Here is an 11,710-nt window from a genome sequence, read left to right on the forward strand (position 1 = left end):
GGTGTCCCGTCCCGCCATCACAGCTCACCCCAGCCCTCGCGCCGAACCCGGCGCCGTTCCCAGCCACTTGGCTGCGGCCTCGGAGCGGCTGGTGCTGTGGAGTTTGGCGAAGATGCGGTTGATGTGGTTCTTGACGGTCTTCTCGGAGATGAAGCAGGTGGCGGCGATCTGCTGGTTGGTCATGCCGGACGCTATGTGGTCCATGATCTCCGCCTCCCTCGCGCTCAGTTGGAACCGTGACCTGTCCGACGTCAACTGTCGCACATTCGGTTGCAGTTGCGAAAGCCCTTTGCTTGAAGTCGGTGACGGCAGGGGTGTTGCGGGTTCCATCACGTGTGCATTCGCACTTAGTTGATGCTCGTATGAGCCCAGGCTCTCGGGCAGTGCGGGGCCCGTTCGTTCCTGGCGCAGCTGGGCCAGGAGTGCGCCCGCCGCCGACGGTGTGAAGTGGGCCCTGCCCTGCTTGATGTCCCTTACGGCGGCGACCAGTTCGTCCGCGGTGAACTCGCCGTGGACCAGGTAGCCGCCCGCCCCTCGGCGCAGCGCCTCCTGGACGATCTCCGACTCCCTGCTGTACGTGAGCATCACGACCGGGGCGATCCCCACCAGGTACGGGAGCGCGGAGATGCCGTCCACGCCCGGCATGCGTACGTCCAGGAGGACCACGTCGGGGCGGTGCAGCCGGGCCGCCTCGTAGGCCTCGCGGCCGTCCGTCGCCTCCGCCACGACCGTGATGTCCGCGCGGCCCGAGAGGAGTGCCGTCAGGCCGGCCCGGACCACCGGGTTGTCGTCGGCCACCACCACCCGAAGGGGTGAAGTCGGCGCGGGCTGCGGGAAGTTCGGGAACGGGTTCGGCTGCGGCGCGCCGGGGTGGGGCGTCGTGTGGTCCGGCATGGCTGCCTCCTCTCGGGTCGTCGTAGTCGTGTGCGTCGTGTGCGTCGTGTGCGTGCGGTGTCGTTACGTCTTCGTCGTCAGGGCTTCCAGCGGGAGTTCCAGGCGGACTTCCGTGCCGTTGGGGTGGCCGCCCCGGCCGATGCGGATGCGGGCGCCCACCGATGCCGCCCGTTCCACCATGCCGACCAGGCCGAAGTGGCCCGCCCTGCGCAGCTGTTCGAGGGTGGTGCCGGGAGGGAGGCCGCGGCCGTCGTCGTAGACGCTGATGCGGAGCAGGCTGTCGTGGACTCCGGCGCGTACGTCGACCTTGGTGGGGGTCGCGTGGCGGTGGGCGTTCTCCATCGCCTCCGTCGCGATGGTGAGGAGTTGGCGGGCCACGGCGGGCGGGACGGGCGGTACGCCGTGTTCGCCGGTGGGGCGGTAGGTCGTGGGCAGGCCGGTTCTGGTGCTGAAGTCCCTTGTGCGGGCGGCCAGTTCGACGAGTACGTCCGTGCCCTCGTCGGGATCGGACTCGCGGCGCAGGTCCGCCAGGAGTTCGCGGGACTCCGCGGCGGCCCGGCGTGCCGAGCGGGCCACGAGTTCCGCCTGCTGTTTCACCAGGGCCGGGTCCATGCGGTCCGCGCCCGCCGAGCCGACCAGGCCGTCCGCCGCGAGGGCCACGCCGTGCAGGGTCTTCGCCACGGAGTCGTGCAACTCGCGGGCCAGGCGGGCCCGTTCGGCGCCCACCGCCTCCGTCACTGCCAGCCTCGCCTGGACCGTCGTCAACGCCGTCGTGGCTTCGCCGAAGCGGAGCATCAGGTTGCGCAGGGTCACTCCCACCGCGCCGGCGATCACGCACAGGCCGGGGAGGAGGGTGGCTTCCGCCACGCCCCGGTGGGCGTCGGCCGCGGCCGTCTGCGCCAGGAGCAGGATGACCGCCTGGAGACCGGCGAAGCAGCCGGCGCCGCGCCAGCCGTAGACGATGCCGGCGAGCAGGGGGGTGCAGACGCTGACGTAGGCGAGGGTGCTGGTGGGGCCCGCGGAGATGAGGAGCAGGGCGGCGAAGAGGGTGTCCAGGGCGAGGAGGGAGGGGTGGCGGAGGAGGAGGGGGCCGAAGCGTTCCCAGTCCCTGAACAGGACGTAGGAGGCCATGAAGGTGACGACGACCGCTGCGCCTACCAGGCGGGTCGCTACGCCGGGGTTGGCGTTGAGGAGGGCGGAGGGGGCGGCCAGGGCGATCATCGCGAGGCGGAAGCCGAAGACTTGCCGGCACATTGCTTGCAGCGCGCTGACCTGGATGGGGAGAGCCACGCTCCGGCCTTCGGCCGGGATCTTGCTCCCACCCGCACCACCCGTACTACCTTCGTCGTCGGGTGCGGGTGGCCCCTGTGGAGCGCCCTCGCCGTCGGCGGCCATCCGTCCGTCGTCCGCCGGCCGGGCCGCCTTCGGCATCCCCGACCCCGCCGACCCCGCCGACCCCGCCGGCCCCGCCGGCCCCGGCTGCGTCGGCACCCCGGGCAGCCTCGCCCCCGAGCCCCCCGACCCCACCGGTCCCCCCGGCCCCACCGGCGTCCACCCCGGCGGCAGCGCCGGCGTCACCGTCGTGACCGGTATGTCCGTCGCCCCGGACCGCACATGGTCCGGCAGAACCGTCCCCGCCGGCGGTGTCGTGATCTCCGTCGGCTTCGAGCGCCGTCGTAGTCGTCCCGTTCGTTCCTCTGTCGTCGCCATCCGCCCCTCGCCCCCGTCCCCTACTTGCCCGTGATCGTGCTGAAGTCCGTGCCGGAGCCGAGGAGGAGGCCAGCGCCCAGGAGCAGCATCGTGGCCGGGACCATGAACGTGGTGATCATCATGGTGGCCTTGGGCACCGCGCGAGCCGCCTTCCGCCGCGCGTTCTGCGCGTCCGTGCGCCGCATGTCCTTCGCCAGGGCGACCAGCGTGTCGACGATCGGCGCGCCCAGCTCCTCGCCCTGCTGCAGCGCCGTGACGAACATGGCGACCTGCTCGCTGTCGTTGCGCCGGCGCAGTTCCGTGAAGGCCGCGCGGCGGCTCATGCCCAGGTCCATCTGCCGCAGCGTGATGCGGAGTTCGTCCGCCCACGGCCCCTCGTACTTCGACGCCACCCGGTCCAGGGCCTGGCGGAAGCCCAGCCCCGCGCTCACCACCACCGCCAGTACGTCGAGAAAGTCCGGCAGGGTCCGTTCGATCACGTCCTTGCGGATGCGGATCGCCGACCAGATGCCGACCTCCGTCCAGAACGCGCCGAAGGCGAACAGGATGATGGCGAGGAGGTAGTTGCCCTTCAGGAGGAACACCAGGCCGCCGACGCCGCCCAGGAAGCCGTACACCGCACGCCGCGCCGCGTAGCGGTCGATGGTCAGGCCGCCGGGGTTGCCCGCGAGGTCTATCCTGCGGCGGTACTTGGCGACCAGCTTGGGGCCCATCAGGCGCAGGACCATCGGGGCGTAGCGCATGCCCATGCGGTCGATGAGGGAGTCGACCGCGCCGGTGCGGGTCGAGCCGACCTCCAGTGCCAGGACCAGGTCGGTCGGGAGTTTCACGTCCGCGCGGTACATGCGGATGCCGGCGAAGATGCCCCACACGCTGAGGCCCATGACCAGTCCGAGGACGAGTGCCGTCATCAGGTTCCCCCCTCTCAGACGTCGATGCGGGACAGGCGGCGGATGAGGACGAAGCCGACCGCGTACAGGCCGAAGGCGATGATCACGCAGGCCTGGCCGATCGGGGAGCCGGTCATCCGGTCGAGGGCGCCGGGTTTGACGCCGTTCATGAGGAAGAGGGCGCCGACGCCCATCACCGGAACGGCGTACGAGGTCATGTTGACCTGGGAGAGCTGGGTGCGGACCTCGCGGCGGGTCTCCTTGCGTTCCTCCAGGGTCTCGGTGAGGTTGCGCAGGGCGCTGACCACCTGGCCGCCCGCGCGGTTGGAGAGCACCAATGTCGTGACGAGGACGACCAGTTCGCGGGACGGGAGGCGGTCCGCCAGCTCGCTCAGCGCGTCGTCCATCGAGGCGCCGACCGCCAACTGGTTGGCCACCTTGGCGAGTTCCTCCCCGGCCGGTGCCTCCAGCTCCTCCGCCGCCATGCTGATCGAGGTGCGCAGGGCGAGTCCCGCGTGGGTGGCGTTGGCCATGATGCGGGCCAGTTCGGGGAGTTGGTTGATGAACTTCTCGATGCGTTTCTGGCGCTGCCAGTTGAGGAACTGGATCGCCACCCCGATGCCCAACAGGCCCGCGATCGGCCCGAAGAAGGGCGCCAGGGAGGCCTGGCCGATCAGCCAGAGGGCGGCCACCGTGGCCAGCATGTAGACGAAGAACTCGCCCGGAGTCATGTCCAACCCCGTTGCCGCGAGCCGCAGTTCGAGCTTGCGGCCGAGGCGGGTGCGGCGCAGTCTGCGGTCCAGGCCGCGGAAGCGGCGGGCGCGGCCGAGCGGGATCTGTCCGGTCGACGACAGCCGGTCGACCAGGGCCGCGCGCTGTGCCCTGCCCGTGGCGTAGGCGTGCACGCCGGCGACACCCAGGACGCAGGTCAGCAGGGTGATGCCGGTGGTGAGCGTGACGATCGTCTGGAGGTCCATGGGGTCGGTCCCTACCTACTGGCTTCTCTGAGGGCTAGGTGTTCCGTGCTCTGGGCGACGCCGAAGGCCTGCGGCAGGGGTTGGCTCGCCATGTAGAGGCGGTCGGCGGTGCGGCGCGAGAGCGGGAAGTACTCGAAGACGCCGTAGATCCGGCCGTCGGCGGCGATGGGCTGCGGGCTGAAGCGGGCGACTGTTGCCAGGCGGTACGGCTCGCTGCCATGGCTGTCGAGGAGGGCGATCTCGGTGATGCGGCGAGCGCCGTCGGCGAAGCGGGTGAGCTGGATGATGACGTCGATGGCGCTGTTGATCTGGTCGTGCAGCGCCTCGAAGGGGATCTCCACCTCGGACATGGACGCCAGCGTCTTGAGGCGCATCAGCGCGTCCTCCGCGCTGTTGGCGTGGACGGTGGCGAGGGAGCCGTCGTGGCCCGTCGACATCGCCTGGAGCATGTCCAGCGATTCGCCGCCTCGAACCTCTCCTACGACGATGCGGTCGGGGCGCATGCGGAGGGAGTTGCGGACGAGGTCGCGGATGGTGACCTGGCCCTTGCCCTCGACGTTCGGGGGGCGTGCCTCCAGCCGGATCACGTGCGACTGCTGGAGCTGGAGTTCGGCCGAGTCCTCGATGGTGATGATGCGTTCGGTCTCCGGGATGAGGCCGGAGAGGGCGTTGAGGAGGGTGGTCTTCCCGGTGCCGGTGGCGCCCGACACGATGATGTTGAACTTGGCGTGCACCAACCCCGCGAGGAGATACAGCATGTGCTCGTCGAGCGAGCCGAAGCCGACCATCTCCTGGAGCGTGAAGGAGCGCGGGAAGCGGCGGATGGTGAGCGTGGCGCCGGTCAGCGACAGCGGCGGGATGATGACGTTGACGCGTTCGCCGGACGGCAGTCGCGCGTCGACCATCGGATTCGACTCGTCCACGCGGCGGTTGACGGTCGACACGATCCGCTCGATCGTCTGCATCAGCTGGTCGTGGGAGGGGAAGCGCAGCGGCAACTGCTCGACCCGGCCGCCGCGTTCGACGAAGATCGCGTCCGGGCCGTTCACCATGATCTCGGTGATCGAGGCGTCTTCGAGGAGCGGTTCGAGTATGCCGAGGCCGAGCGCCTCGTCGACGACCCGGCGGATCAGCTGCGAGCGCTCGACGGTCGAGAGGACCGGTCCCTCGCGGCTGATGATGTGCCCGAGTACCCGTTCAAGGCGGGCCCGTCGCTCGGCGGCGGCCAGCGCGCTCATCTCCGCGAGGTCGATCTCCTCCAGGAGTTTGGCGCGGTACGAGGCGACCATGTGGCCTTCCTCGCCCCGATGGCCGTTCTCCTCGGGATGGTTGACGCGTTCCCGCAGACCCATGAGTGCTGTGCTCCTCGCTCCTTGTTCGGTCGAGCCGTGTGGTTCGCTGTCAGTGGTCGAGCGGCATGGTGGCGGTCTTGCTGGCGTTCCCGAAGCCGTCGTAGCCGGGGATGACGGACGGGATGTGGATGGAGGCGGTGACGGTGACGGTGTCGCTGCCGAACGAGGCCGGACAGCCGACGACCGTGAGCCGGGAGCTGACCGCGTCGCTGCACGCCGGCTGGGCGCCCTGCCGGAGCGAGGCGCTGCGCGCGCCCGCCCTGGCCGCCGTCCCCGCCTGCTCGGCGGCGTAGGCGATCAGCCCCAACTGGACGGCGGCCAGGGTGACGAGGATCAGGATCGGGATGAACCCGAGGTATTCGATGGCGACTTGACCGCGGTCGCGCACCTTACGGTCGTAGGACAACTCAATTCGTCCGTGGGGCATCTCAGTTCGTCGCCTCCTCTACGGCGCCCGCGTGGGCGTGGACCGTGAAGGGGAAGGCGATCGAGCCGGGGAAGAGGACGGGCACGTGGAGGGTGACGTCGGCCGTGACGAACCCCGTGCCCCCACATGTCACTTCGGCCCCGTCCCTCCACGCGGCGGACAGCTTGCTGAGGCCCGCCTGTTCGCAGGCGGCCTGGCGTTCGCCGCGCGTGGCCGCCGTGCCCGCCCGTACCGCCTCGTCGGCAGCATTCCCCGCGAGCGTGTAGGTGTACCCCACCAGCACGAACTGCCACATCAGCACCAGCGTCAGAATGATCAGCGGGGTCATGCCGAGGAACTCGATGGTGACCTGGCCCCGGTCTCGCCTCAGGACGGACATCCGCATCCCCCTCACTCCCTACGTCGCCGGAGGCTCAGCGAGCCGCGGTCGCCGCCGCGGGTCCGGCCGCCCTTCTGGGCGACTTCGGGGACCTTGACCAGTCCGAGTTCGCCCGCGAGACCCCAGAGGGCCTGTTTCACCACGCTCTTGTTGTCGAGTTCGTGCAGGCGGCCCGCGTCCACCGCGCCCTGGAGTTCCTTGAAGTTGGCGGGGATCGCGGTGGCGGCCACGGCCGTGCCGGTGATGCGCTGGATCAGCGCGGGCTGGATCTCCGTACCGCGCGTGTGCCGGTTGACGACGATGGTCGTCTCCTCCGCCTTGCGGATCTGCAGCCGGTCCCACATGCGGACGGTGCGCTTCGCGGCGCGTACGGCGACCACGTCCGGGGTGGTGAACAGCAGGGCGGTGTCGGCCATTTCGACGGCCGCCGCGCTCGCGCCGCTCATCTGGGCGCCGCAGTCGATGACGACGACCTCGTAGCGGGAGCGCATCGCGCTGACGATCTGGCGGGCGGCCCGGTCGGTGACCTCCTCGCCGCGTTCGCCCTCGCCGGGGGCGAGCAGCAGCGCCATCCCGGTGTCGTGCCGGAACACGGCGTCGGCCAGGACCCGGGGTGAGATGTCGGTGATCGCGGCCAGGTCGACGACCGAGCGGCGGAACTGGACGTCCAGGTAGGAGGCGATGTCCCCGGTCTGGAGGTCCATGTCGACGAGCGCGGTGCTACGGCCCGAGGTCTGGGCGGCGAGGGCGAGTTGGATCGCGGCGAGGGTGGCGCCGACCCCGCCCTTGGCGCCGCTGACCGTGACGACGGTGCCGCCGACGCCGGTGAACACGTCGCCGCCGTGGCCGAGATGGCGGCGTACGCCCACGGACCAGGCGGCGACGGCCTGGACCCGGGTGGCCAACTCCTCGTAGCTCAGGGGGAGGGCGATCAGGCCGCGGGCGCCGGAGTCCATGGCGGCCTGGAAGAGGCCGGGGCTGGCGTCGGTGGTGATGAGGATGACGCCGACCGCCGGGAAGCGCAGGGCGACTTCGCGGACCAGCTCCAACGCCGGGACGGGACCGATGCGTTCATGCACCACCACGACCTCGGGCAGCTCGTCGACGGACTCGGCGGCGAGCCGGGCCAGGGTGTCGATGAGCTGCGTCGAGTCGGCCACCGGGGCCACCGGGTCGGCGTCCGGGAGCTGGCTGAGCAGGGTCGTGATGGCGCGGATGGCGTCCGCGTCACCGACCGCCGGGAGAATCCTGGTGGGCATGCGGGCCTCTCACTTGTCCTTCGCGAGTTCGTACGTCCGGTCCTGCTCGGGCACGGTCGTATCGGTGCCGGGCGCCACCAGTGCCAGCCGCACCCGCTCGGCGAACGACTCGGCGTAGGTGATGCGCTGGGCGTCCAGCGTGGACAGCGCGAAGGTGATGGGGACGGCGTTGGTGGACTGCTGCTGGTTCTTGTCGCTGTTGCTGCCCGGGTCGAGGGCGGTGATGTGGCCGACGTCGATGACCTTCGCGTTGGTCACGATGATCTTCGACTGGTCGGGGTCGCCCTCTTTGGCGCCCGCGAAGGTGGCGTACACGTTGACCGTGGAACCCGGGGTGATCTTGCCGGCCACGCCGGTCGCCGCGTCGATCATGATGGCGACCTCCTGCTGCCCGGGCTGGAGGGCGGGCTGGTCGACGATCATGTCGGTCTGGAGCAGGGAGCCGCTCCGCAGGGTGGTCACCGCGATCTTTCCCTGGATCTGCCGGAGATCGGTCACGGCGTTGTCCGACAGCCACCGCTTGGGCATCTCGATCTTCTTGAACTGGGCGGCGGTGAGGGCCGTGTAGGGCGCCACGTTGTCCTTGACCTGGTAGGCGGCGACTTCGGGGCCGACCTTGGACTTCACGTCGCTGATGACGGAGAGGACGCCGGCGAACGCGCCGAGGGCGCAGAGGACCGACAGGAGCAGGAGTATCACGCCGCGGCGCTGACGGGAGTTCATGAACCGTACAACCTCATTGGGGATATCGGTCGAGCGGAAATGAGCGGATCGAGCCGGGTCGAGCGGGACCAGGTGCTGTAAGCGTGTCCTGTGAAGGGATGACTTATCCGCTGGGCGTTTGGTTCTCGTGAACGGGCGGTGTTGCCGAGCAGAAGACACAACGGTCGCCGATGACGTCGATTCCGCACCAATGGCACACGGACTGCCGTACCGAGGTGACCAGTTGGTAGAGCACCGACAGGTCGGGCAGATACGTACAGAACTCGATCAGCTTGCCCGTGCCCCACCAACTCGCCGACTCCGCGGGCAGGGTGGCCTCGCGCAGCCCCATCGCGTTCCAGGCCGGGGCGAGGGTGGTGCCGATCCAGTCGGACTGGAGCTGGCCCTTGGCGACCAGCATCCAGGTGCCGAACTCCGGCCCGGCGAGGGCGACTCCGGGGCCGACCCTGATGAGCTGCGGCTCCGGGTGGGCGATCACCGCGAACTGGCTGCCGGGCACCCAGGACTTGGCGTGCGACTTGAGACCGACGGGGACCCGGTCCAGCTTGGTGACCGAGCCGAGGACGGCGCCGGCGTGGATGTAGTGGGTGAGCAGCCGCCCCGCCGAGGCGAGCACCCCGGGGCTGAGGTCGCAGGACGCGAGCTGCCTCAACTGGCGGGCCAGTACGGCGAGTCCGAGTGGGGGGAGATTCGGACGGAACAGGGCGATCCGGTCGGTCTCCAGGATGGACCGGATGGTGTGCAGCCGTCGGTCGACGCCCTCGGACACGGCCTGCGAGGACACCACGACGACATGCCCGTGCTGGTCGATGAGGGTCTGCATCTCCGACAGCGCCTGGTCCAGCGGCCGTTGATCCAGGTCCCGCAGCACGACGGCGGGCACGGTTCGTTCGTCCTGTGGCGGCAGCGCCATGTCGGCGCTGGTCACGGCAATGGCAGTTGGCACGCGCAGCTCCCCGTCTCACGCCTGTCGGCTTCCCGGCATTACTCCGGTATGCCGAGTCGACTTCACTGCGTGACTACCTCAGCACTGTAACCACGCCCCTGTGACCGGAGAACAGCGTTTCGGCACCTGTACCGCAACTGTCATTGCGCACAACACGCCAAATCGGGGCAGGTCGAGCAGCTGATCGCGGCCGGGGTGCCGAATGCGCCGCCGGGGAAGTTGGTCTGGACCTCTTGACAGCGCAATTGGTCTGGACCAACTCTTGAACTCCAGCGGTGGCCACCGTCGTTCGTCACAGTCCCCTCCAACTCCCCCACCGGAGGCACCAGTGGACCGCGCACCAGGCATGCCCGCACTCAGGAACAGACGTCTGTGGGCCGGGATCGCCATGGCCGCCCTCGCTCTCTCCTTCGCGGGCACCGGCCAGGCGTCCGCCGCCGACATCAACAACGCCAAGAACGCCGGCTTCGAATCGGGCCTGACCAACTGGACCTGTACGGCGGGCAGCGGCACGACCGTCTCCTCCCCGGTCCACAGCGGCGCGGCGGCCCTCAAGGGCACCCCGGCCGGCCAGGACAACGCCCAGTGCAGCGAGTCGGTCGCGGTCAAGCCCAACTCGACGTACACGCTGAGCGCGTGGGTCCAGGGCGGCTACTCCTACCTCGGCGTGACGGGCACCGGCACGACGGACGTGTCGACCTGGACCCCCGACACGACATCCTGGAAGCAGCTGTCGACGACGTTCACGACGGGCGCCTCGACCACGTCCGTCTCGGTGTACACCCACGGCTGGTACGGCCAGGCGGCCTACTACGCCGACGACATCTCGGTCTACGGCCCCGACGGCGGAGGTGGCAGCGACCCCGCCCCGACGGTCCCGGCGACCCCGACGGGCGTGAGCGTCTCCTCCACGACCTCTTCCTCGGTCTCCCTGGCCTGGAGCGCGGTGTCGGGAGCCACGGGCTACAACGTCTACCGGAACGGCACGAAGATCACGGCGGTGACGGGAACGTCCGCCACGGTCACGGGACTCGCGGCCTCGACGTCGTACTCCTTCCAGGTCACGGCGACCAACTCGGCCGGTGAGTCCGGGAAGTCGACGGCGGTGACGGGCACGACGACGGCGACGGGCGGCGGCGGAGGCGGGTCCCTGCCCAAGCACGCGGTGACCGGCTACTGGCAGAACTTCAACAACGGCGCGACCGTCCAGAAGCTCTCGGCCGTCTCCTCCCAGTACGACATCATCGCGGTGGCCTTCGCGGACGCGACCTCGACTCCGGGCGCGGTCTCCTTCACGCTCGACTCGTCCGGGCTCGGCGGCTACACGGTCGACCAGTTCAAGGCGGACATCGTCGCCAAGCACGCGGCCGGCAAGAAGGTGATCATCTCGATCGGCGGCCAGAACGGCACGATCTCGGTCAGCGACTCGACCTCGGCGACGAACTTCGCCAACTCGGTCTACTCCCTGATGCAGACGTACGGCTTCGACGGCGTCGACATCGACCTGGAGAACGGGATCAACGCGACGTACATGACACAGGCGTTGAGGACCCTTTCCTCAAAGGCGGGCTCGTCACTCATCATCACGATGGCGCCGCAGACCATCGACATGCAGTCGACGTCGAACGCGTACTTCCAGACCGCGCTGAACGTGAAGGACATCCTCACGGTCGTCAACATGCAGTACTACAACAGCGGCACGATGCTGGGCTGCGACGGCAAGGTCTACGGCCAGGGCACGGTCGACTTCCTGACGGCCCTCGCCTGCATCCAGCTCCAGGGCGGCCTCTCCCCGTCCCAGGTGGGCCTGGGCCTCCCGGCCTCCACCAGCGCGGCGGGCAGCGGCTACGTCTCGCCCACCATCGTGAACAACGCCCTCGACTGCCTCACCGCCGGCACCAACTGCGGCACCTTCAAGCCGTCGAAGACCTACCCCGACCTCCGGGGCGCGATGACCTGGTCGACGAACTGGGACGCGGCGGCGGGCAGTTCGTGGTCGAACTCGGTGGGGGCGCATGTGCACGCGCTGCCGTAACGAATCACGCTGAACAGGGGGTGGGGGGGGGGGGGGGGGCCGCGCCGCGCCCCCCCCCCCCCCCGGCGCGCCCCCCCCCCCCGCCCGCGCCGGGGCGGCGGGGCGCGCGCGGCGCGCC

Annotated in this window: 11 protein-coding genes; 1 reads left to right on the top strand and 10 read right to left on the bottom strand. The window is 69.9% G+C overall.

Annotated features, from left to right (window positions below; genetic code table 11):
• Nucleotides 1-24 precede the first annotated feature (24 nt).
• The 10 genes from ACFXC1_RS16835 to ACFXC1_RS16880 all read right to left on the bottom strand — a co-directional run bounded on the left by ACFXC1_RS16835 (nucleotide 25) and on the right by ACFXC1_RS16880 (nucleotide 9,557).
• Nucleotides 25-894 carry a response regulator gene (locus tag ACFXC1_RS16835; protein WP_381243364.1) on the bottom strand — a complete coding sequence of 290 codons (870 nt, stop codon included), beginning with the start codon at nucleotides 892-894 and terminating at the stop codon, nucleotides 25-27.
• Nucleotides 895-957: 63 nt separating this feature from the next.
• On the bottom strand, nucleotides 958-2,604 hold the full coding sequence (locus tag ACFXC1_RS16840; protein WP_381243366.1) for a sensor histidine kinase: 1,647 nt from the start codon (nucleotides 2,602-2,604) through the stop codon (nucleotides 958-960).
• Between the two features lie 20 nt (nucleotides 2,605-2,624).
• Nucleotides 2,625-3,515 (bottom strand): DUF5936 domain-containing protein, encoded by an 891-nt coding sequence (locus ACFXC1_RS16845; RefSeq protein ID WP_381243368.1) that lies wholly within the window; start codon nucleotides 3,513-3,515, stop codon nucleotides 2,625-2,627.
• 14 nt (nucleotides 3,516-3,529) lie between these two features.
• Nucleotides 3,530-4,471: a type II secretion system F family protein gene (locus ACFXC1_RS16850; protein ID WP_381243370.1), complete on the bottom strand. Its 942-nt coding sequence runs from the start codon at nucleotides 4,469-4,471 to the stop codon at nucleotides 3,530-3,532.
• A gap of 11 nt (nucleotides 4,472-4,482) precedes the next feature.
• Nucleotides 4,483-5,823 (bottom strand): CpaF family protein, encoded by a 1,341-nt coding sequence (locus tag ACFXC1_RS16855; RefSeq protein WP_019072776.1) that lies wholly within the window; start codon nucleotides 5,821-5,823, stop codon nucleotides 4,483-4,485.
• A 49-nt stretch (nucleotides 5,824-5,872) separates the two neighbouring features.
• Nucleotides 5,873-6,250, bottom strand: a complete 378-nt coding sequence (locus ACFXC1_RS16860) for a TadE/TadG family type IV pilus assembly protein (RefSeq protein ID WP_381243371.1) — start codon at nucleotides 6,248-6,250, stop codon at nucleotides 5,873-5,875.
• A gap of 1 nt (nucleotide 6,251) precedes the next feature.
• Nucleotides 6,252-6,635, bottom strand: coding sequence for a TadE/TadG family type IV pilus assembly protein (locus ACFXC1_RS16865; RefSeq protein WP_381243373.1), 384 nt, complete (start codon nucleotides 6,633-6,635; stop codon nucleotides 6,252-6,254).
• Between the two features lie 5 nt (nucleotides 6,636-6,640).
• Nucleotides 6,641-7,888, bottom strand: a complete 1,248-nt coding sequence (locus ACFXC1_RS16870) for an AAA family ATPase (RefSeq protein WP_381243375.1) — start codon at nucleotides 7,886-7,888, stop codon at nucleotides 6,641-6,643.
• Nucleotides 7,889-7,897: 9 nt separating this feature from the next.
• Nucleotides 7,898-8,611, bottom strand: a complete 714-nt coding sequence (gene cpaB, locus ACFXC1_RS16875) for a Flp pilus assembly protein CpaB (RefSeq protein WP_381243377.1) — start codon at nucleotides 8,609-8,611, stop codon at nucleotides 7,898-7,900.
• A gap of 103 nt (nucleotides 8,612-8,714) precedes the next feature.
• On the bottom strand, nucleotides 8,715-9,557 hold the full coding sequence (locus ACFXC1_RS16880) for a hypothetical protein (RefSeq protein ID WP_381243379.1): 843 nt from the start codon (nucleotides 9,555-9,557) through the stop codon (nucleotides 8,715-8,717).
• A 346-nt stretch (nucleotides 9,558-9,903) separates the two neighbouring features.
• Here ACFXC1_RS16880 and ACFXC1_RS16885 point away from each other — a divergent pair, with 346 nt between their 5' ends.
• Entirely contained in the window at nucleotides 9,904-11,592 is a 1,689-nt protein-coding gene (locus ACFXC1_RS16885; protein ID WP_381243381.1) for a chitinase, read from the top strand.
• The last annotated feature ends 118 nt before the right edge of the window (nucleotides 11,593-11,710 follow it).

It is taken from the genome of Streptomyces hokutonensis, from assembly GCF_042751305.1.
GTDB classification, from domain to species: Bacteria; Actinomycetota; Actinomycetes; order Streptomycetales; family Streptomycetaceae; genus Streptomyces; species Streptomyces hokutonensis_A.

What these genes read in the sequence shown, in the direction of transcription:
- ACFXC1_RS16845 (WP_381243368.1), bottom strand. Translation starts at nt 3,515, where the DNA reads ATGACGGCACTCGTCCTCGGACTGGTCATGGGCCTCAGCGTGTGGGGC.
- ACFXC1_RS16860 (WP_381243371.1), bottom strand. Translation starts at nt 6,250, where the DNA reads ATGCCCCACGGACGAATTGAGTTGTCCTACGACCGTAAGGTGCGCGAC.
- ACFXC1_RS16850 (WP_381243370.1), bottom strand. Translation starts at nt 4,471, where the DNA reads ATGGACCTCCAGACGATCGTCACGCTCACCACCGGCATCACCCTGCTG.
- ACFXC1_RS16840 (WP_381243366.1), bottom strand. Translation starts at nt 2,604, where the DNA reads ATGGCGACGACAGAGGAACGAACGGGACGACTACGACGGCGCTCGAAG.
- ACFXC1_RS16855 (WP_019072776.1), bottom strand. Translation starts at nt 5,823, where the DNA reads ATGGGTCTGCGGGAACGCGTCAACCATCCCGAGGAGAACGGCCATCGG.
- ACFXC1_RS16835 (WP_381243364.1), bottom strand. Translation starts at nt 894, where the DNA reads ATGCCGGACCACACGACGCCCCACCCCGGCGCGCCGCAGCCGAACCCG.
- ACFXC1_RS16885 (WP_381243381.1), top strand. Translation starts at nt 9,904, where the DNA reads ATGCCCGCACTCAGGAACAGACGTCTGTGGGCCGGGATCGCCATGGCC.
- ACFXC1_RS16865 (WP_381243373.1), bottom strand. Translation starts at nt 6,635, where the DNA reads ATGCGGATGTCCGTCCTGAGGCGAGACCGGGGCCAGGTCACCATCGAG.
- cpaB (WP_381243377.1), bottom strand. Translation starts at nt 8,611, where the DNA reads ATGAACTCCCGTCAGCGCCGCGGCGTGATACTCCTGCTCCTGTCGGTC.
- ACFXC1_RS16870 (WP_381243375.1), bottom strand. Translation starts at nt 7,888, where the DNA reads ATGCCCACCAGGATTCTCCCGGCGGTCGGTGACGCGGACGCCATCCGC.